Below are 19,677 nucleotides of genomic sequence, written 5' to 3' on the forward strand. Positions count from 1 at the left end.
TCCGCCTCGTGCCATAGTAACGAAGCGTTCCTCGTAAGAGGCGCAAATGCGCCTCTTGGCGTCAATTTCCTACCCAAGCGCCCTAAATGTACCTGTTGCGAGGACAGACTCTCGTTCCAAGCCGAGCTACGTTGGCAGCGTGAATTGCGTTTCTATCCGCAATTTTCTCCGAAGACACGACACAATGATGGCGTCCGTGAAGAATTGAGGTTGTGGAAATGCCTGCCAATCAAACGCTCGAAGAGCTCGAATACGACTTGGGCGAGAAGCTCAAACGACTTCGCCTGAACAAGAACCTGGACCAAAAGACACTGGCCGCCCGGGCCGGCGTAAGTGTTCGCGCCCTACGCAATCTTGAGTCCGGACACGGTTCGACCGTCAAAACACTGTTGAGCGTCGTTCGATCGCTTGGCCGAGAATCCTGGCTGGATACCGTCGCGCCGATTCCGACGATCAATCCTCTCACGCTGACCCGTCGGGCTACGCAACGTCTACGTGCAACATCCCCCAAACACATTCGCGAACTACCAGCCACATTGAATCAATTTAAACGCGTGCCGCGCTAAGCATGGATGAGTAGAGGCTTTGCGGCGCGCGAAACGGCATGATGTGAGCCAACACCGTGGATTCGGGCATCGCGGTGTCTTGCATCGGATTTGGAAGCTCGATGGCCGGCAACGTGGTTCGATAAGGCGCTGGCGCACGTGCATCCCTCTGCGAAGCTCCGCTCAGTGCCATGTCATGCGCCGCTTCCACCGCCATGTTCAGCATCAGGTTTGCGACTGCTGTTGCTCGGGCAGGGGCTCCGCCCGTCATGACGACAGGTGTCTCACGTTTCAATGCGTCAAGCAGAGCGGGCTCGCGAGATGCAACGTCCGCGATGCTTTGAATGACGTTCGTCGCAGCCATGCGCGCCATTGCGGGTGCGGGTGCGGGTGCGGGTGCGGGTGCGGGTGCGGGTGCGGGTGCGGGTGCGGGTGCGGGTGCGGGTACAGAATCAGACCGCACAAAGCGCTCCACGTCCGCGTTTGTCAGTATCGTTCCATCGGGCATGCGAAACTCTTCGATTTGATGCTCAGGACCGAGATACCAGTCTTTCACCCTCACACGTTCCTCAGTGCTGGTGATTTCAATGGTCAGGTCGTTACCCACGCGCGTCACTTCCACGTCGTCTCGAGATAAAGCGAAGCCCAGTTCGAGCACATCGACGTTACCGCTCGTGCTATCGGTATCGATGATTTCGTCGGACCCCGCGCCCTCGCCGAACTGGTAGGTGTCATTGCCCCGGCCACCGATCAATGTATCGCAGCCGGGATCCGCATAAAGCATGTCGTCGCCATCGCCACCGTCGAGCCAGTCATGGCCCTCACCGCCCAACAAGGTATCGTTTCCGGCACCGCCAAACAGCTTGTCGTTGCCGTCACGGCCCTGAAGCACGTTATCGCCACGATTGCCTTGAATGACGTTATCGAGCTCATTGCCGGTAGCACGAGTGTCTTCATTCCAGAGCTTGATCGGCTCTACCGTGTATATCGCGTACGCATTCGCAACATCGACTGCGGCGCGAAAGCGGGAGATCGGCACGTATCGGGTCATGTCGGTGACAAGGCCCCGGCCCGAGTCGGCGATGTAGAAGCCGTTGATATCGCCCGTGGCCGCGTCGTATGCCACGCCCGTGAGCGTAGCGACATGGTTGACCACTCCGTGTTGCGCCTCGGCGATGACGGGTGCTACATCGCCACTGCTGTTGCCGCGATCTCCACCAACGGATCCTCGGATGTCGCCATTGGCGTTGCGTTCCTGTCCACTCGCATACTGCCGTCCGGCTGACCCCGCATCGGTCCCCCACAGGACGGTCGAATCCGTACCGATCATCACGCCGCGCCCGCCCCGGATGAGATTGGCAAGCGCTTGTTCGTCGTAGCCCATCCGGACGCCGTTCCGAATGCCGTAGCTATCGAGCAGCGCCTGCTGATCCACGTAGGTCGAAGCACCTCGTACGCCGTTCGATGCTGACGAATCGGTGACGCACCAGCCATTTTTTATGGCGTCTTGCACAACTTGTGACTCGGATAGCGCGCGGTTGGCTTCAATGCTGATATTGACGATCGACGTCAACGCGCAGGTTCCTTCGAAGCCATCGACAGCGTTGCCCTGCATATAGTCGAGCTCGTTAGCCTTCGGGTATCCGTACACCAGAATGTCCACGCCGTCCGCGACACCGTGCTCGGGCTTCGAGAAGTCCAGCAAAGTCGCATTCTCTACGTTGGCCTCTATCCAGTAGCTGATGGTCGAATTCACCGTGTCCGTGCCTTCACGTGCGAGCTCAACGACCGAGTCGCCAGGGTTGTCGACGAAGTATGTGTCATGTCCCTCGCCGCCAATCATCACGTCTGCCCCCGTTACGCCATCGAGGATATTGTTCTTCTGGTTGCCGACGATTCGATTGTTTAGGCTATTGCCCGTGCCATTGATGGGCGCGCCTTCGGCAAGCCGAAGATCTTCGATGTTGGCACTCAGAATCGTGTTCGTGCTGCTGATGACGGTGTCATGCCCTTCGTCCGGACGTTCGAGAACGATGTCGCTGAGGGTGTTCACAACATACGTATCATCGCCTTGGCCTCCTTGCATCCGGTCAACACCGGCGCCGCCGTCAATGTAGTCGTCGCCCCGGCCACCGAGGATCATGTCGTTCCCCGCACCGCCGTAAAGGAAGTTGTTATCGCTCACTCCGGGCGCAAGCTCGGGCTGGTTCGTTGCCGCACCGCCAGCGATGCGATCGTCGCCGCTGCCGCCGTAGATGGTGTCGTCACCGGCACCACCGAGCAACAGATCGTTCCCGTCTTCGCCGTACAACGCGTCGTTGCCTTCCGCCGCGTGAATCTCGTCATTGCCCGCGCCGCCCCACAACTGGTCGTGTCCCGGTCCACCGCCGATTAAATCGTCCCCGGCCCCGCCATAGATGACGTCGTTGTCGGTTTCGCCTGCGTCCAGACTTTGCTTGGGATCATTGGTCGCCGTAAAACCAAGGATGACGTCATTTCCTTCGCCACCCCAGAGGCGGTCGTCACCGACGCCTCCGACCATGCGGTCCGCACCCGAGCCGCCGTTGAGCGCGTCGTGACCGGTCCCGCCATTCAATTCATCTTCGCCGGATCCGCCGATTAGCGTATCGTGGCCATCGCCACCCGCCAGGGTGTCATTGTCGGCACCGCCCGCCAAATAGTCGTTGCCGGGGCCACCGTTCAACTTGTCATTGCCATTGCCGCCAAACAGCGCGTCGTTGTCCGTTTCGCCCGGAAGCAGGGTTTGCTTTGCTTCGTTCGTTCCGGTGAATCCCATTAGCAAATCGTCGCCGTCGCCACCTTGCAATGTGTCGTTGCCGAGTTGCCCGAAAAGGCGGTCGTTGCCACTCCCCCCATCCAGGCGATCGTTTCCTTCGCTTCCGCACAGCTCATCGTGACCGACTCCGCCGGCGAGCGTATCGTTGCCGGCACCGCCGACAAGAAAGTCATCCCCTTCTTCGCCGTACAGCGCGTCGTCCCCCGCATAGCCGTGCAGCATGTCATCTCCTGTTCCGCCCCAGAGCCGATCGCTTCGGTCACTGCCCCCCATGCTGTCGTCGCCCGCTCCAGCGTAGAAATTCTGGAGCAACCCGAGGTTGAAATAACGGCCGTTGTAACGCTCGAAGTAGTGCGCGTCAAAGGCGTCGTTGCCGCTCGTGCCGAGCATGCTGTGTTGATCTTGCGTGAGCGCGACTTCATCGGGACCCCACACGATCGCCTCAGCTCTGGGGGTGCCGAAAATCTGAACCTCGCTTCGATGAAGCGCCTCGTTGCTGGCAGCAGGCACGGATACCGAAGGGGGTTCTCGAGATTCGACGGGTGCCGCAGCTGCGCTTTCTGCCGCGGTTCGGTAGATGGCGTTACCGGCGGTGTAGACAGAGTAGTTGTTCGCATGCAGGCGGTAGATCCCCAATGCATCTAGGGCTGCCTCGAGCGAAGTGCGTTCGTTGATGCGGACATCGTTTGAGTTCAACGTACCGCTCGCGTTGACAATGCCGTCCTCGTTCAGATCCGTCCAGGCGACAAGACCGGAGAGTTCTGCTCCCTTCAATTGCTGGTCGCCATCGAGATCCCGCGCTGCGAGTGCGGCTGCGGTCATGGCAACGCCTGAGCTATCGAGAATGCGGAATGTCTTGCCGACAATCGCGGGGTCGTCAGACTTCACAACCGTGGTGCTTTCGTAGAACGCACCAATCGGGGAGCCACGATAGTGATCGAGTGCCGGAAACAACGACACTCCGTTGCTGACAAGTTGGGACGTCGACCACGTCGTGTACTGCTTCCACGTCGGCATATCGATCGCGCCACGACTGAACCATTTGAAGTATTGGCGATCTGCTGCGTGAAGGCGCTCGTCTAGTGGTACGCGCGACTGGAATTGCGCCAACGTGGATTCGAAGTGTTTCTGGTTCCACTCCGGCAAAATCTTGCCCTGAAAGTCATCGACGTTGATACCACCGACACTGAGCGCCTTCCAGACATAATCGACGCAACTATTGGATAGGCCGTGGTAGTTCAAAGTAAAGGATTGCTTGCGCCCATTTACGTCGTATGAGGCGACCCTCTCCCCTGGCCTGGCATTCAGCGTGGCCTCTGAAAATCTTTTAATGGCATCATATTGCAGCGGTGAAAGCTCGATTGTGCGAACATAGGATTTGATCGCGTAGCTAGCCGAATCTGAATCAACGACATCACCCGGAGCGGCGGGCATGCCGTGATATTGATCCTTCGGAGCAAAGCCATACGATTTCACTCTGCCATTCGCATCAGTAAGTTCATACCAAACATGGCCAAAATACGACTCCGTACTCTCGCCGCTATTCCTATCGACGTACTTCGCGTCGCGATTGGCAATAATCACCGACATATTGGTCATATTCACTCCCTGTCATTTTAGATGGCAAAGTGTAAGAGCGATAATCAATCCACATCCAAATTGGAACTTCGAAAAACTCCGGTGAATCTTGGAGAGTTTTGAGCTGCAATTCGTATAAATACTGTGGCTTAATATCAACTCCAGCTACATCCCTTACAATGAACGGGTTTGCGTCAGCCTCCCACCCAAATGTCTCGCGAACTCCCTCGTAAACTGTCTCACGCAGCCCGTCAGCATCAATGCGTATAAGCTTGATTTCGATTGGAATCCGACCCGCCTTATTCTGCGGATGCAATATAAATTCACTTCGTCCTCCGCACATCATCGCAGTAACTGCTTCGGCTAAAGCATTCAAATATAGTTGATGTGCCTGCTTTATGGCGCGGCAACCGATGCGGGGAGTTCGACTCATAAAATCTTCTCGAGTCGCACGAACTGGAGCCCCCCATTCCACAGTGTTCGCGAAGAACAATGCATACTGTGCGTCGTGAAGCCTATTTAGCTTCCCCTGGTCTTCGCCCGCCGCATAATCGAAGACCAGCGAGAATCTCCAGTTTTTTTCCTCCTTCACATAAAATCGTTCCGTTCGAGTAACATTGGCGTGACTTGCATCAAAGCGAAACGCGTGTGGCGCGATGTGCAATGACTCTGCGCGAGATACAGAAGCCATAAGAGATGAGAAAACTAAAAGCGCGAGACGACGCGTAATTTTCATCATTTAAATATCCATTCAGTTGCCTAGCATCGAACACTCGCGATGCCTCGTTCGCAACAGACAACAGAGAATGTCATCCCGCTTGTGGCGCTGGATCTCCATGCACTCGCTACTTGGATCGCAAATCCGATTGCAGGATATTGGCCGTCCAACCTGCCTTCTGCCTTGTCAAGAACGCTCAAAGTCTCGAATTACGCGTCTGCCCGCGTTGGTTCTGCCAAAGCCTCGTGCATGAAATCCAAAAAAAACGGAGGGCACTGATCGACGAGTCAGTCGCGCAATCCGCGCGGGGTATCGGACTCGGAGGGCCGCACGTCTTTCGCTAACTAGGGCTTGAGTATTCCCATAATTACTCAAGGGTTGTCACCGATGCATTACGCCCCTCCCCGCGTCGATATCCCGTGAATGAGACGTGGGCATGGCCATCGCATGTCGGCCTGAACGCGTGTCGAGCGGACCGGCAGAGCCCGGACGGAGATAACGATTCACGGAGACAGTCACACCATGCGTTTCGGGTTTCTACGGGGAGGCCGCGCGCCCGCCGTCGTCGGCGATATCGCGGCACAAGCAGGCGAGCTCGGCATCGAAATCTGTGACGTGTCCGGACACGTAGACGAAGTCGCCACTCGCGTCGGACGTCAGGCGGAGGTCTGCCAGGCCTTGCGCGAATCGGCTGCGCAGACGATGGACGGCAACCGCCGCATCGCCAATGCCGCGCGCGAAATGCGCGAAGTCTCGCTGCACGCCGCGACCGGCATGCAGCAATCCCAACAAACGCTCGAAGCCTCGCTCGCGGATATTCACGGCCTGGTCGAAGGCGTGACGGTGATCGAAAGCCAGATCGGCTCGTTACGCGCCGCACTCGCGCACGTCAACACGGTCTCGGAAGAGATCTCGACCATCGCGCGCCAGACGCACCTGCTCGCATTGAACGCGGCGATCGAAGCTGCACGGGCCGGCGAGTCGGGCAGAAGCTTTGCGGTCGTGGCAGCCGAGGTCAAAAACCTGTCGGCAAAAACCTCGCAAGCCACCAGCCAGATCGAAGCCACACTGAGCAAGCTCCGGCAACAGACCGAGCAGCTGATCAGCGAAGGCACCGTGAACACGGAACGCGCGCATCGCGTGCGCGAAGGCACGCGCATGATCAGCGACATCGTTCACGCGACCGGCAATGCAATCACGCAGCTCAATGAAGACGCCGACCATATCGCCACGTTAACCGGCGATATCGAAACGCAATGCACGGGGCTTGAAGCACAAGTCCTCGACATGGCGTCAGACGTGCAGGACTCGAGCGAAAACTTCACGCAAGCGAAAACGCGCCTCGGCAAGCTGCTCAGCGTGTCGGAAACCCTCATCGAATTGACCGCGGCGACGGGCGTCGAAACCGAAGACACACGCTTTATCGCGGTCGTCGAACAAACCGCGGCGCGGATCGCCAAGGCCTTCGAAGCGGGACTCGCGCGCGGCGACATTTCGATGTCCGATCTCTTCGACGACAAGTACCAGCCCATCGCCGGAACGAACCCGCTGCAGCACATGACGCGCTTCACTGCATTTACCGACCGCGTGCTGCCCGAGATTCAGGAACCCCTGCTGTCATTCGACCCACGCGTGGCGTTCTGTGCGGCGATCGACCGACGCGGTTATCTGCCGACGCACAACCTCAAGTTCTCGCAGCCGCAACGCGAAGATCCGGTCTGGAATGCCGCGAATTGTCGGAATCGCCGGATCTTCAACGACCGCACCGGTGGTGCCGCAGGCGCCAATACGAAACGGTTCCTGTTACAGACCTATCGCCGCGACATGGGTGGCGGCAACTTCGTGTTGATGAAGGATGCCTCCGCGCCAATCGTCGTCGGCGGCCGGCATTGGGGTGGCTTCCGGATGGGGTACCGGGTGTAGCGCCTGAACGCTGCGCCATGTTCAAAGGCGCAGGGTCCAGGCTTTGTGGCACATGTCGAAGCCCGGTTCACTCAAAACATTCACGGCCCCGGGGCTGTGTGCAAGGGCGGCGCTTGCCGGGCTGCCGCTTCGACTAGCACCGATCGACGTCCGCCTCGCCAAGCCCTTGCACCACCGCTTACTTACTTCGCAAACGCATTGCGCAAGAACGCATTGGCTTGCGATACAGCACCCTCGGCGGCAGGGGTATCGCCGATCGCGTTGAGCATCACGAAGTCGTGAATCGTGCCCGAGTAGCGCACCGATGTCGTACGCACGCCGGCTTGCGCGAGCTTGCGTCCATACGCTTCGCCTTCATCACGCAGCACATCGTTCTCGTCGGTGATCACCAATGCCGGCGGCAAGTCCTTCAGATCGTCGAGCGTCGCACGCAGCGGCGAAGCCGTGATCTTTTCGCGGTCGGCTGCGTTCGGCGCGTATTGATCCCAGAACCACTTCATCGCGTTCTTCGTGAGCCACGGGCCGTTGGCGTACGTATCGTACGAGCCGTCGTCCATCGCTGCATCTGTCACGGGGTAGAACATGACTTGCGTCGTGATCTTCGGACCGCCCTGCTGTTTTGCGAGCAAGGTCACCGCGGCCACCATATTGCCGCCGACGCTGTCACCCACAACGGCCAGACGCGATGCGTCGACGTTGAATTCCTTCGCGTGCTCGGCCACGTACTTCGTCGCGGCGTAGGCCTGCTCGATCGGCACCGGGAATTGCGCTTCGGGCGACGGGGTGTAGTCGACAAACACAACCACCGCATGCGCACCGTTGGCTATCTGACGGACAAGCCGGTCGTGCGTGTTTTCATTGCCGAGCACCCAGCCTCCGCCGTGGAAGTACATCACGACAGGCAGCGTGCCTTTCACGCCGTGCGGACGCACGATGCGCACCTTCACGCTACCGGTCGGGCCGACGGGCAAGGTACGGTGTTCGATGTCAGCGGGAAGCTTGGCCACCGGACCTGACTGCGCGCCGTCGAGCACCTTGCGCGCCGCTTCAGGTGACAGCGTGTAGATCGGTGCGCCCCCTGCTTTGGCGAGTGCGTCGATAAACGCTTGCGTCGTCGGCTCGAGAACCGGAGCCGATGCTGCAGGTTGCGCCGCGTGTGCGGCTGCGCTCGACACGATCAATGCAGCGGCGGCGATGGTGGACAGTGCTTTCATGACAAAACTCCAAACAGGTTTCAGGTTTCAGGGTTCAGCTATTAATTTATCTACTACTAGATAGACAATCGAACGCAGTGTGGCGTGCTCGTGGCCCAGTGCAGCGACGCAGTGTTGTCGCTCACCAGATCTCCCAACTCACGGGTCGATCCAACAACTCAACTCAAGGGCTCAACTCAAAACACAACGCAATCACGGACTTCCAGGGCTCAACGCGGTGACACAGACACAAACACAGACTCAAAAACTCAACTCGACGGCACGACTTCGATGGCTTTCTCCTTCCTTTCATCAACCAATATCTATCTACTCAAAGATAGATTGTTACGTACAATTTGCGGCGAAACTCCGGTGACGCGTCATCTATCACGGTGCTTTAGGCAATACGCTCATCCCCGATCAAGCTTTTCGGGCCTTATACGAATCCGTCACTTCTGTCAGACGCGACTTCGTGTCGAACAAACGGCTCGCCAGGACAGCGCCTTGATAGGCTGCGTACAAGGTACGCCCCGCTGCTTCAGGTGGCCCGGCATCGATCAAGGTCCCTTGTCGCTTGCCTTCGGCGAGCACCTTGCCCAGCCAGGTCTCATTACTGCGGAAGAAACTCTGCACCGCCTGCTTCACGTTCTCCGGCAGCGACGCAATATCCGCCGCGAGCATGCCGCACAAGCAGATCTGATCGCCGTCGCCCAACACCTTGCCGAACATCCGCGTATAGCGGTCAAGCCGCGCATCGGCCGGCAGCGATGAATCGATCGCGTACATTTCAGCGAGCGACTCACTGCTGTAGGTGTTAACCGCCTCGAGGATCAGATCGTCCTTCGCCGGAAAGTAATAGTGAATACTCGACGTCTTCACACCCACCAGCTCAGCCAGATCTCGATAGCTGAAGCCGTTGAAGCCCCGAAGCATGATCAGGGTCTGGGCATAACCGACAAGTTGTTCACGGACAGTTCGCGTTTCCATGTACCGAACTGTATCTATCAGTAGATAGATTGTCAACGCGTGTGTCAAAAATAATTTGGACGGTACGCTCGGATGAGCCCGATGCCACCGATACCACCCATGGCATCAACGGCTTCAACGGCGCCAATAATTTCGGTGACTTCGGTGACTTCGGTGACTTCGGTGACTTCAGCGTCCTCAATGACCCGGCGACCCCGGGCGAACCCGATCCCATCCTCTCCCCGGATTGACGCCCCATTTTCGGCTTCCTACGATCCCTGGATCACCGCGCACACAAAGACACCCATACCGCGCGGCTCGAATGACACCTGGAGAATGCCGTGCTCAAGTTTTTCAACTCGCTGTTTGGCCGCGTGGTGATCGCGCTGGTCGCGGGCATTGCGCTTGGCGCATTGTTCCCAAGCTTCGCGCAATCTTTGCGTCCGCTAGGCGATGGCTTTCTCAAGCTCATCAAGATGGTCATCGGCCCGATCGTTTTTTGCGTCGTCGTGCACGGCATGGCACGCGCCGGTGACCTCAAGAAGGTTGGCCGCGTCGGCATCAAGGCCGTGGTCTACTTCGAGATCATGACGACAATCGCTCTCGTGATCGGCGCCGTGCTCGCCTATGTCACGCGCCCTGGCGTCGGCATGAATATCGACCTGCATACGCTTGATCCCGCGTCGCTCGACACGTACACGGGTCAGGTCAAGAACCTCAAGGACACCGCGGGCTTCCTGCTCAAGATCATTCCGGACACGATCTTCGATGCATTCGCCAAGGGCGACATCCTGCAGATCCTCGTGTTCTCCGTGATGTTCGGCGCGGCATTGTCGATGCTCGGCCCGCGTGCCGAGAAGGTCAATGTGCTGATCGAAGAACTCTCGCACGCGTTCTTCCGCATGATGGGTTTCATCATCAAGCTCGCACCGCTGGGTGTACTCGGCGCGATTGCATTTACCACGGGCAAGTATGGCGTTGCGTCTCTCAAGCAGCTCGGGCTGCTGGTGGCGGTGTTCTATGCGAGCTGCGTGGTGTTCGTGTTCGTCGTGCTCGGCATCGTCATGCGGCTTTCCGGGTTCAGCATCCTCAAGCTCATTCGCTATCTGCGCGAAGAGTTGTCGATCGTCATTGGCACGGCATCATCCGATGCCGTGCTGCCGCAGGTCATGCGCAAACTCGAATGGCTCGGCGTGAAGGATTCCACGGTCGGACTTGTGATTCCGACGGGCTACTCGTTCAACCTCGACGGCTTTTCGATCTATCTGACGCTCGCGGTGATCTTTATTGCGCAGGCGACCAACACACCGCTCTCGACGCATGACCTGATCGTCGTCGTGCTGGTGTCCCTGCTGACATCGAAAGGCGCGCACGGCATTCCCGGATCGGCCATCGTGATCCTCGCCGCCACGCTGTCGGCGATCCCTGCGATCCCGGTGCTCGGACTCGTGCTGATTTTGCCGGTCGACTGGTTTATCGGCATTGCGCGTGCGGTCACGAATCTGATCGGCAACTGTGTCGCGACGATCGTGGTCGGCGCGTGGGAACACGATATCGACAAAGCCCGCGCCCGTCGCGTGCTCGATTTCGCACCCGACATGCTCTATTCGGGCGCACCGGATACGGAAGCGGACGCGGCGATCGGACGGGAGCATGTTCCGGCGGCGTAAGCGTCGAGCCATCCCCCTTGCCCGACCAGCCTGTTTGCGTGCACACTGTATAAACATACAGACACCCGGGCGGAAGCGACGGTACGATGCCTCGCCGCCCGCCGCCCACTCGCGCCCCGATGCAAGCCGATACGCCGAACGCCGCTCCCGATCAGCCGGAGGGCGCCGCCCCTGATTACCTCGCCCGCCTTAACCCGCAGCAGCGCGCCGCCGTCGAACACGGAGTCGCGCCGACGCCCGGCACGACTCCGTCGGCCCACGTCGCCGAGCCGCTGCTTGTCATCGCAGGCGCGGGGTCCGGCAAGACCGACACGCTCGCGCACCGCGTCACGCATCTGCTGATCAACGGAGTCGACCCGCGCCGGATTCTGCTGCTGACGTTTTCGCGCCGCGCCGCCGGCGAGATGCGCAAGCGCGTCGAGCGCATCGCGTGGCGCGCACTCGGCGCCGACGCCGCCACGCTCGCATCGGGCCTGAACTGGTCGGGCACGTTCCACGGCATCGGCGCGCGGTTGCTGCGTGAATACGCCGTGCAGATCGGCCTGTCGCCCACGTTCACGATTCACGATCGCGAAGACTCGGCCGACCTGATGAACCTGGTCCGCCACGACCTCGACCTGTCGAGCAAGGACCGGCGCTTTCCGCTCAAGTCGACGTGCCTCGCGATCTATTCGCGCGTCGTCAATTCGCAGGCCGAACTGCAGGCCGTGCTCGACAAGGTCTATCCGTGGTGCGCCAACTGGCACGACGAATTGCGCGCGCTCTTCGCGGCCTATGTCGAAGCCAAGCAAAAGCAAGACGTGCTCGACTACGACGACCTGCTGCTCTATTGCTCGCACATGATGTCGGAGCCCACGCTCGCCGCGGAAATCGGCGCCCGGTTCGATCACGTGCTCGTGGACGAATACCAGGACACCAATGCGCTTCAGGCCACCCTGCTGCTCGGACTCAAATCCGACGGCCACGGCCTGATGGTCGTCGGCGACGATGCGCAGTCGATCTACTCGTTTCGTGCGGCGACCGTTCGCAACATCCTCGACTTCCCGACGCAGTTCGATCCGCCCGCGCGCATCGTCACGCTCGAGCAGAACTACCGGTCGACGCAGCCGATTCTCGAAGCATCGAATGCGGTCATCGGCCTCGCATCGGAGCGCTTCACGAAGAACCTGTGGTCCGAGCGTGCGTCGGCGCAAAGACCATCACTTGTGCATGTTAAGGACGAGGCCGACCAGGCGCGTTTTGTCTGCACGCGCGTGCTCGAACACCGCGAGGCCGGCACGGATCTCAAGAAGCAGGCGGTGTTGTTTCGCGCGTCCGATCACAGCGGTCCGCTCGAGGTCGAACTCACAGTGCGCAACATCCCGTTCGTGAAGTTCGGCGGCCTCAAGTTTCTCGACGCTGCACACGTGAAGGACGTGCTCGCGGTGCTGCGTTTTGCGGAGAACCCGCGCGATCGCGTGGCCGGGTTTCGTGTGATGCAGCTGTTGCCGGGCATCGGTCCGGTCACAGCGGGACGGGCGCTCGACGCTGTAGCGTCGGCCGAAGCGATGGACACAGCGCAAGCGCTGCGCGCTTTTGCGCCAGGCGCGCGCGCATCGGAGGCCTGGCCGGCGTTTGTCGAACTCGTCGCCGACATCCGCGCCGGCGCACATGCGTGGCCCACCGATCTCGAGCGCGTACGCGTCTGGTACGAACCGCACTTGCTCGATCAGTTCGAAGACGGGCCGATGCGTATGGCCGATCTGGTTCAGCTCTCGAACATCGCGTCGGGCTATCCGTCGCGTGAACGGTTTTTGACCGAGCTCACGCTCGATCCGCCTGATGCGACAAGCGACGAGTCCGGCGTGCCGTTGCGCGACGAGGACTACCTGATCCTGTCGACGATTCATTCGGCGAAGGGCCAGGAGTGGAACCACGTGTTCGTGCTGAACGCCGTCGACGGCTGCATCCCTTCGGATATGGCCACAGGCTCGCCGGACGAGATCGAAGAAGAGCGGCGCCTGCTTTATGTCGCGATGACGCGCGCCAAGGACACGCTCGATATTGTGATTCCGCAACGCTTCTACGTGACGCAGCAAACCGCGCAGGGCGATCGGCACGTGTACGGCTCACGCACGCGCTTCGTGCCAAACGCCTTGTTGCCGCGGTTTGAGTCGACCAGCTGGCCGCGCGACCCGGGCACGCAGCCCACCTCTTCCGAACAGGCGCGGCAGCATATCGACCTAGCCGCAAAGATGCGGAAGATGTGGGGCTAAGCGGATCCCGACGTTTCCGCCGAAAAAAAACATTGTCCGAACAAATGATGTAGCGGACGCGCAGGTAATAAAGGGTTTACACTAATCGCTCTTCTGTTCCTGCTGACGGTCCCTTTCGGTAATTTCTGCCGCTTTGCCGTCGCCCGTCGCCTTCGTCTTCGCCTGTGTCCGTGCAAACTGCCCACTCCACCGTGCCCGATTCCGGTACGAACGTCACGCTCAAAGTCATCACCTTTGTCTGCTTCACGTTTATCGCGTACCTGACCATCGGCCTGCCGCTTGCCGTGTTGCCGGGCTACGTCCATCAGGATCTCGGCATGGGTTCCGTGCTCGCGGGCCTCGTGATCAGCGTTCAGTATGTCGCGACGCTGATGAGCCGCGCCATGACCGGTCGTCTTTGTGACAGCAAAGGGGCGAAGAAGGCTGTGTCGCTGGGACTGGCGATGTGTCTGGTCAGCGGCCTGTTCTATGTTGGCGCCGGTGTTTTCGACAGCCATTCGCCGATCGTCGCGTTTGCGATCCTGATCGTCGGGCGGCTGATCGTCGGTGTGGGTGAGAGTCTCGTCGGCACCGGCTCGATTCAATGGGCCGTCGGCGCGGTGGGACTGGGCAACACCGGCAAGGTTATTTCGTGGAACGGCGTCGCGACCTATGGCGGTCTTGCCGCGGGCGCGCCGCTGGGTGTCGTTCTGGTGCGTCTGGCCGGATTCGAGGCGCTCGGTGTCACCGTGATCGTGCTCGCAATCGCCGGACTGCTGCTCGCATGGCGCCAGATTCCGGTGCCTGCCGTGCACGGCGAACGTCTCGGCATTCATCACGTGTTTCGGCGCGTCGTCAATTACGGCCTGGCGCTCGGCCTTGGCTCGGCGGGCTTCGGCGCGATCGCAACGTTCATCACGCTGTACTACGCAAGCCACAACTGGTCGGGTGCGGCGTTCGCGTTAACGGTCTTCGGCGTGTGCTTCTGCGGTTCGCGCCTGATGTTCGTCGATACGATCGGACGCTTCGGCGGCTACAAGGTAGCGGTGGTATCGATGATTGCCGAGGCAGTCGGCCTCGCACTGCTGGGCTTCGCACCGAGCAGTCTGCTCGCCTTGATCGGCGCGGGCCTCGCCGGCACGGGCTTCGCACTCGTCTTTCCAGCGTTGGGCGTCGTCGCGGTCGAGACGGTTCCGCTCGCCGATCGCGGCGCCGCGCTCGGCTTATATTCGGCGTTTCTCGATCTTGCACTGGGCGTCACCGGACCGGTGGCCGGGATCGTCGCACACCACTTTGGCTTTTCGGCGGTGTATGTCGGCACGGCCGGCGTCGTGCTCTGCGGCGGCGGGATCGTCGTCGGCCTGTGGTCGAAAGCGCGCCAGCACGCCGGAACGAGCATGCTCGGCTGACGCACGTCAATCGTCCTCACAGGCGTACACCGGGCACGACGCGCCGGCTGACGCAGCCGAACCCATCCACGCCCCGCTTGACGAGGCGCGTGTGTGGGCCGCGCGCCAACACATCGGACGCCGCAGTCACGGCACCGCACGACACCTCGCCGACGCTCACGATCAGGCAGACATTCGCCTCAGGCGTGTCGCGGTTTCTGTCGGACTTCGGAAAGTAATCGATCGAGCACCCGAAGCAGCCCCGCCGGATCGACGGGCTTCGCGACGTGCATCTGAAACCCCTCTCCTACGGCGCGCAACTGATGCGCTTCGTCGGAGTGCGCCGTCAGTGCGACAGCAGGCGCGTTGGGTGCGCCCATCTTCGATTCGAGATCGCGAAGCTTCTGAATAAAGTAGTAGCCGTCCATACCCGGCAACTCGATATCGCTGATCACCGCATCGGGTAACCGCTGCTCAATCACAGCCAGTGCACCTTCTGCGTCTGCGACGGCGGTCACATCGGCGTCGCAATCGGTCAGCATGGCGGCCAGCGACTGCCGGCTGCCTTCCTCATCCTCGACGATGAGGATGTTCTTGCCACTTACCGCATCTGCGTTCATATCGCTTTTTCAACACTTCATATTCTTGGGGCCGGTCGCGACGGCGAATGCCATCGTGCCACCGCGCCGGGTCACGCCCGACAGCCTCGGACTGGCTGGCCAGCCAGTTTCCCGCCGCTGCGCGAGGGGCGTTCTCCACTTCTGCCGGCTCCAACGGACCCGCCGGCACGGGTGACCGCGCGCCACAGCGCGTCAGCCAGAAAAATGCTCCGTCTTGAGCACCACGGGTTCCGCGGGCTGTTTGACGATACGCCGCTCGAGAGCGACGGCAATCCGCTTGCGACCATCGAGGTAAGCGCGCGTCAGACGAGGCGGCTCAGCCTCCGGAGGTACCCAGAACCACATCTCGAGAGCCTTGCGCGCAAGCGCGCAACGGACCTCGCGGCCATCGACATCGGCGACAAACTCCAGGAATTGACCATCGCCGGATAAAGTTGGTTCGGTCGAGAGCGTAATGTTCATTGGTTTCCGTGGTATTCCAAACAACTAGCGAACGAAACATCGATGCTCGCTTGATTCAAAACGCTGCCAAATCCTTGTTTTAAGCAAACAGCGTGCCGGTTAACGAACCCGCTTCGCCACAAGCCGCACCGGTGCTTGCTTTCGGGCTAGTGTTACCGAATTTCAACATTTTGCGTAAGTTTGACACAGCTAAACGCCTATCGCACTCAGGATATTCAAGACGACTAATTAGGAGGAACACCGATGCCGTACTAAGAATTTCCAGTAAACGCGTAAGACAGGCAAAAAGCGGCAAACAAGTGCTTTATTTCCCTTGATTACAGGAATATTCAGACCAATACTACAAACTCCATTTGACCGCTCACCGGGACACATCATGGAAAATCTTGCCGCATCCACGACGATGCACAGTCAGTTCCCTTCAAAAGGCTTGGGCATCCCCCACCAACCTCTGAGCGAATCGTCTGTGCAAAACTCGCTTGCGACGTCGCTAACCCTCGACAGCCAGCTTTGCTTCGCGCTCTACACGGCGTCGCTGGCGATGACAAAGGCCTACAAGGCCGTACTCGAAGGTTTTGACCTCACCTATCCGCAGTACCTCGCGATGCTGGTGCTGTGGGAGCACGATGAACTGTCGGTCAAGGATCTGGCTGCGCGCCTGGGCCTGGATTCGGCGACCCTGACACCGATTCTCAAACGGCTCGAAACGGTCGGGTATGTGCGCCGCGTGCGCGGTGTGCTCGACGAACGGCTGGTGCTGATCCACCTCACGGAGTCGGGCAAATCGCTCAAGCTGAGCGCGGCCTTCCTTCCCAACTACATCAACGAAGTCGCCGGCCGCCCGGTGTCGGACCTCCAGCGCCTGCGCGACGAGCTGCACGACCTCAAAGCCTCCCTCGCTGGCCGCGTGCGTATGTGAGCGTGTCACCGTAACCTGAGCACGGCCGGTGCCATCGGCGGCGGCTCGTGCCTCATCTTTGGAATGATGTATCGCGGTTCACGATTCGACATGACGCAGTCCGCCTGCCACGGCAGCGGGCCGTGCCATCGTCCGCAGTTCGTGCCGCCTCTTTAGCGCTGCCGGCTCGACTGGCCACCATTCGGCGCCATGCAGACCGCCTGACACCTCACCTCAGCTCACCCCACCTCGCGTCGCGTCGCGTCACGTCACGTCAGCCGGACTGAAGACATAACTCCACAAACCGTTCGACGGCCCGCAGCGGTGCGGCGCCGTGTGGAACGACGATCGTCAGATGGCGAATCAGGCGATGCGGCGCCGCGACGGACAATGCAATCAGCGCATTGTCTTCGTGGCGCATCGACATGGCTGATACAAAGCCGATTCCCATACCGGCACGCACGGCTTCCTTCACCCCTTCCACCCCCGCGAGTTCGAACGCGACGCGCATCGGCACTGCATTGCGCGCGAACGCGCGCTCCACAGACTGACGAACGCCCGACCCGACCTCCCGAAGCACGAGCGGGAATGCGCCGAGTTCCTCGATGCGGACTTCGCCGCCCCGCCGATCGGCCAGGGGGTGTCCTGCCGGCACCACCGCGACGACTTCGTCTTCGCGCCACTCATGGATCGTCGTACCGGGAGGCAGTGCGTCCCCGGTCGATCCTTCGATCAGCGCGACGTCGAGCTCGCGCACGGCGGCGAGCACCTCGGTCGAGTTGCCGTAGCGCGTCGAGATCGTCACGCCTGCATGCCGGCGGTGGAATTCGGCAATCAGATACGGCAGGAGATAGCTCGCGGGCGTCGTGCTGGCCCCGATGCGCAGATGTCCGGCGTCGAGCGAACGCAGCGCATCTCGAAAGGCGAGCGCTTCCCGGAAATCGGTGCGCAGGCGCTCCGCATGGAGCGCGAGCTGCCGCCCGGTCTCGGTCAGCGTGATCCCGCGGCCTTCGCGGTGGTACAGGGGTTCGCCGAATTCGTCTTCGAGCTGACGCAACTGGCCGGACACCGCTGGCTGCGACAGGAACAACGCGCGCGCAGCGCGACTGATATTGCCGTGCTCGGCGACGGCGGCGAAGGTCAGGAGTTGTTCCGGGGTCATCGACGGTTCAACAAGAAAGGGCTGTGGATTGCGCCTGCAAACCGGACAGAGCCCGACAGAGCATCGCAGGCGTCAGGTCTTGGTCTTGGTCTTGGTCTTGGTCTTGGTCTTGGTCTTGGCCTCGGGCTTTGGGCTTTGGGCTTTGGGCTTTGGGCTTTGGCTCAAAACTCCGCGAATTCGCCAAACTATCAGCTACACCGATAGTTTATAGCCGAAATGACGATTTCACATATACGTCAAAGTTGCTTATTCTTTTTTCATCTTTGCTTATATCGAAATCTGGATATGAACTCCGTCCCGACCACTGCCCCGGCGTCCGCCGCCCCGGGGTTTTTTCGCGCGCATCGCGGCGAACTCAACGGGTTTCTGTTCGTCGCGCTGTTCGCGGCGGCGGTGACCCAGATCTCGGCCATCCCGGCAATCAGCCGCCTGGGCCTCAGTTCATTGATCATCGGCATCGCATCGGGCGTGCTCTACGGCAACGTCGTCCGTGAAGCGATGCCCGAAAGCTGGGCGTCCGGAGTGAATTTCGCCGCTCGACGCCTGTTGCGCATCGCCGTGGCGTTTTATGGTCTGCGGATCAGCTTTCAGGAAATCGCGACGGTCGGCGTGCAGGGACTCGCGGTGTCCGCGACAATCGTTATCGTCACGCTGGTCGCCGGTACGTGGCTCGGCACGCGATTGCTCAAGCTCGATCGTGAAGAAGCGTTGTTGACCGCTGCAGGTAGCGCGATCTGCGGCGCGGCTGCGGTGCTCGCATTCGAATCGACGCTGCAATCGAAGCCGCACAAGAGTGCCATCGCGGTCGGTACCGTCGTGCTGTTCGGTACGCTGTCGATGTTTGTGTATCCGGCGCTGTTGCGCGTCGGCCTGATTCACCTCGACACGGTCGGCACCGGACTCTTCTTTGGCGGCACGATTCATGAAGTTGCGCAGGTCGTCGGTGCCGCCAGTGCCGTCAGCCCTGAAGCGACGCATATCGCAACGATCGTCAAGATGACGCGCGTGCTGATGCTCGTGCCCGTCCTGCTCGTGCTGACTGTATGGCTTGCACGTCGCGATGCATCGAATGCACACGGGTCGAGCCACGCATCGAGCCATGCCACGGTGGAATCGGCACACGCACATGCCGCAGGCAACCATCCCGCCCGTCGCAAGATCGCGGTGCCCTGGTTTGCGATCGGTTTTCTTGCGCTGGTCGGTGTGAACTCGCTGCATCTGCTGCCCGATACCGCAGTGCACTCGATCAACACGATCGATACCTTCGCACTCACGATGGCCATGACCGCGCTCGGCATCGAAACGCGCTTCGCGCAGATCCGCCAGGCCGGCCCGCGTGCCCTGCTCTTCGGACTTGGGCTCTACGTGTGGCTCATCGCCGGCGGCCTCGGCGTTACGTATCTCGCCGAGCACCTGCTCTGATCGACCTTAACGCCAAATGAGTGCGTAGCGACGTTGCAGGTGTCGCGACAACGCACGTGATCGGCAAATGCAGGCTAGCTAACGCGAGTCCGCACATTCTC

Annotated in this window: 15 protein-coding genes; 8 read left to right on the forward strand and 7 right to left on the reverse strand. The window is 60.3% G+C overall.

All coding sequences use genetic code 11. The features are described 5' to 3' along the window. The first annotated feature begins 218 nt into the window (after positions 1 to 218). A complete protein-coding gene (locus ACMFWR_RS23070; RefSeq protein WP_413197012.1) occupies positions 219 to 566 on the forward strand; it encodes a helix-turn-helix domain-containing protein in 348 nt (115 codons plus the stop codon). Here the strand turns inward: ACMFWR_RS23070 and ACMFWR_RS23075 are convergent. Both ACMFWR_RS23075 and ACMFWR_RS23080 read right to left on the reverse strand, forming a co-directional pair. After that, positions 547 to 4,941 (reverse strand): calcium-binding protein, encoded by a 4,395-nt coding sequence (locus tag ACMFWR_RS23075; protein WP_413197013.1) that lies wholly within the window; start codon positions 4,939 to 4,941, stop codon positions 547 to 549. The genes ACMFWR_RS23070 and ACMFWR_RS23075 overlap by 20 nt on opposite strands. Then, complete coding sequence (locus tag ACMFWR_RS23080) at positions 4,889 to 5,659, reverse strand: hypothetical protein (protein ID WP_413197014.1); 771 nt, start codon at positions 5,657 to 5,659, stop codon at positions 4,889 to 4,891. The genes ACMFWR_RS23075 and ACMFWR_RS23080 overlap by 53 nt, the downstream gene beginning before the upstream one ends. Positions 5,660 to 6,160: 501 nt before the next feature. Here ACMFWR_RS23080 and ACMFWR_RS23085 point away from each other — a divergent pair. After that, the gene (locus ACMFWR_RS23085) at positions 6,161 to 7,561 is read left to right on the forward strand and encodes a methyl-accepting chemotaxis protein (RefSeq protein ID WP_413197015.1); all 1,401 of its coding nucleotides are present in this window, start codon (positions 6,161 to 6,163) and stop codon (positions 7,559 to 7,561) included. Positions 7,562 to 7,743: 182 nt separating this feature from the next. Here the strand turns inward: ACMFWR_RS23085 and ACMFWR_RS23090 are convergent, their stop codons facing one another. Both ACMFWR_RS23090 and ACMFWR_RS23095 read right to left on the reverse strand, forming a co-directional pair. After that, entirely contained in the window at positions 7,744 to 8,775 is a 1,032-nt protein-coding gene (locus ACMFWR_RS23090; RefSeq protein WP_413197016.1) for an alpha/beta hydrolase, read from the reverse strand. A 399-nt stretch (positions 8,776 to 9,174) separates the two neighbouring features. After that, positions 9,175 to 9,741 (reverse strand): TetR/AcrR family transcriptional regulator, encoded by a 567-nt coding sequence (locus tag ACMFWR_RS23095; protein ID WP_413197017.1) that lies wholly within the window; start codon positions 9,739 to 9,741, stop codon positions 9,175 to 9,177. Between the two features lie 41 nt (positions 9,742 to 9,782). Between ACMFWR_RS23095 and ACMFWR_RS23100 the strand changes: the two genes are divergently transcribed. The 4 genes from ACMFWR_RS23100 (at position 9,783) to ACMFWR_RS23115 (ending at position 15,033) form a co-directional block, all read left to right on the forward strand. Then, a complete protein-coding gene (locus ACMFWR_RS23100; protein WP_413197018.1) occupies positions 9,783 to 9,971 on the forward strand; it encodes a hypothetical protein in 189 nt (62 codons plus the stop codon). Between the two features lie 90 nt (positions 9,972 to 10,061). Beyond that, positions 10,062 to 11,390 (forward strand): C4-dicarboxylate transporter DctA, encoded by a 1,329-nt coding sequence (locus ACMFWR_RS23105; RefSeq protein ID WP_413197019.1) that lies wholly within the window; start codon positions 10,062 to 10,064, stop codon positions 11,388 to 11,390. Positions 11,391 to 11,476: 86 nt separating this feature from the next. Continuing rightward, positions 11,477 to 13,645, forward strand: a complete 2,169-nt coding sequence (locus ACMFWR_RS23110) for an ATP-dependent helicase (RefSeq protein WP_413197020.1) — start codon at positions 11,477 to 11,479, stop codon at positions 13,643 to 13,645. Between the two features lie 170 nt (positions 13,646 to 13,815). Continuing rightward, entirely contained in the window at positions 13,816 to 15,033 is a 1,218-nt protein-coding gene (locus tag ACMFWR_RS23115; protein WP_413197021.1) for an MFS transporter, read from the forward strand. Positions 15,034 to 15,212: 179 nt separating this feature from the next. Here the strand turns inward: ACMFWR_RS23115 and ACMFWR_RS23120 are convergent, their stop codons facing one another. Further along, a complete protein-coding gene (locus ACMFWR_RS23120) occupies positions 15,213 to 15,632 on the reverse strand; it encodes a response regulator (protein ID WP_413197022.1) in 420 nt (139 codons plus the stop codon). A 192-nt stretch (positions 15,633 to 15,824) separates the two neighbouring features. Continuing rightward, positions 15,825 to 16,094 carry a DUF1488 family protein gene (locus tag ACMFWR_RS23125; protein WP_413197023.1) on the reverse strand — a complete coding sequence of 90 codons (270 nt, stop codon included), beginning with the start codon at positions 16,092 to 16,094 and terminating at the stop codon, positions 15,825 to 15,827. Between the two features lie 466 nt (positions 16,095 to 16,560). Between ACMFWR_RS23125 and ACMFWR_RS23130 the strand changes: the two genes are divergently transcribed. Continuing rightward, entirely contained in the window at positions 16,561 to 17,013 is a 453-nt protein-coding gene (locus ACMFWR_RS23130) for a MarR family winged helix-turn-helix transcriptional regulator (RefSeq protein ID WP_413197024.1), read from the forward strand. Between the two features lie 253 nt (positions 17,014 to 17,266). Here ACMFWR_RS23130 and ACMFWR_RS23135 read toward each other — a convergent pair whose 3' ends face one another. Further along, positions 17,267 to 18,154, reverse strand: coding sequence for a LysR family transcriptional regulator (locus ACMFWR_RS23135; RefSeq protein ID WP_413197025.1), 888 nt, complete (start codon positions 18,152 to 18,154; stop codon positions 17,267 to 17,269). 285 nt (positions 18,155 to 18,439) lie between these two features. On the opposite strand from ACMFWR_RS23135, the gene ACMFWR_RS23140 reads away from it, so the two are divergent. Beyond that, entirely contained in the window at positions 18,440 to 19,576 is a 1,137-nt protein-coding gene (locus ACMFWR_RS23140) for a YeiH family protein (RefSeq protein ID WP_413197026.1), read from the forward strand. Positions 19,577 to 19,677 lie beyond the last annotated feature (101 nt).

It is taken from the genome of Pararobbsia alpina (assembly GCF_965118125.1).
GTDB lineage: Bacteria > Pseudomonadota > Gammaproteobacteria > Burkholderiales > Burkholderiaceae > Pararobbsia > Pararobbsia alpina_A.

Excerpts from the sequence above, each read along its gene's own strand:
- ACMFWR_RS23075 (WP_413197013.1), bottom strand. The coding sequence starts at position 4,941 with ATGACCAATATGTCGGTGATTATTGCCAATCGCGACGCGAAGTACGTC.
- ACMFWR_RS23125 (WP_413197023.1), bottom strand. The coding sequence starts at position 16,094 with ATGAACATTACGCTCTCGACCGAACCAACTTTATCCGGCGATGGTCAA.
- ACMFWR_RS23095 (WP_413197017.1), bottom strand. The coding sequence starts at position 9,741 with ATGGAAACGCGAACTGTCCGTGAACAACTTGTCGGTTATGCCCAGACC.
- ACMFWR_RS23120 (WP_413197022.1), bottom strand. The coding sequence starts at position 15,632 with ATGAACGCAGATGCGGTAAGTGGCAAGAACATCCTCATCGTCGAGGAT.
- ACMFWR_RS23110 (WP_413197020.1), top strand. The coding sequence starts at position 11,477 with ATGCCTCGCCGCCCGCCGCCCACTCGCGCCCCGATGCAAGCCGATACG.
- ACMFWR_RS23070 (WP_413197012.1), top strand. The coding sequence starts at position 219 with ATGCCTGCCAATCAAACGCTCGAAGAGCTCGAATACGACTTGGGCGAG.
- ACMFWR_RS23135 (WP_413197025.1), bottom strand. The coding sequence starts at position 18,154 with ATGACCCCGGAACAACTCCTGACCTTCGCCGCCGTCGCCGAGCACGGC.
- ACMFWR_RS23080 (WP_413197014.1), bottom strand. The coding sequence starts at position 5,659 with ATGATGAAAATTACGCGTCGTCTCGCGCTTTTAGTTTTCTCATCTCTT.
- ACMFWR_RS23085 (WP_413197015.1), top strand. The coding sequence starts at position 6,161 with ATGCGTTTCGGGTTTCTACGGGGAGGCCGCGCGCCCGCCGTCGTCGGC.
- ACMFWR_RS23090 (WP_413197016.1), bottom strand. The coding sequence starts at position 8,775 with ATGAAAGCACTGTCCACCATCGCCGCCGCTGCATTGATCGTGTCGAGC.
- ACMFWR_RS23140 (WP_413197026.1), top strand. The coding sequence starts at position 18,440 with ATGAACTCCGTCCCGACCACTGCCCCGGCGTCCGCCGCCCCGGGGTTT.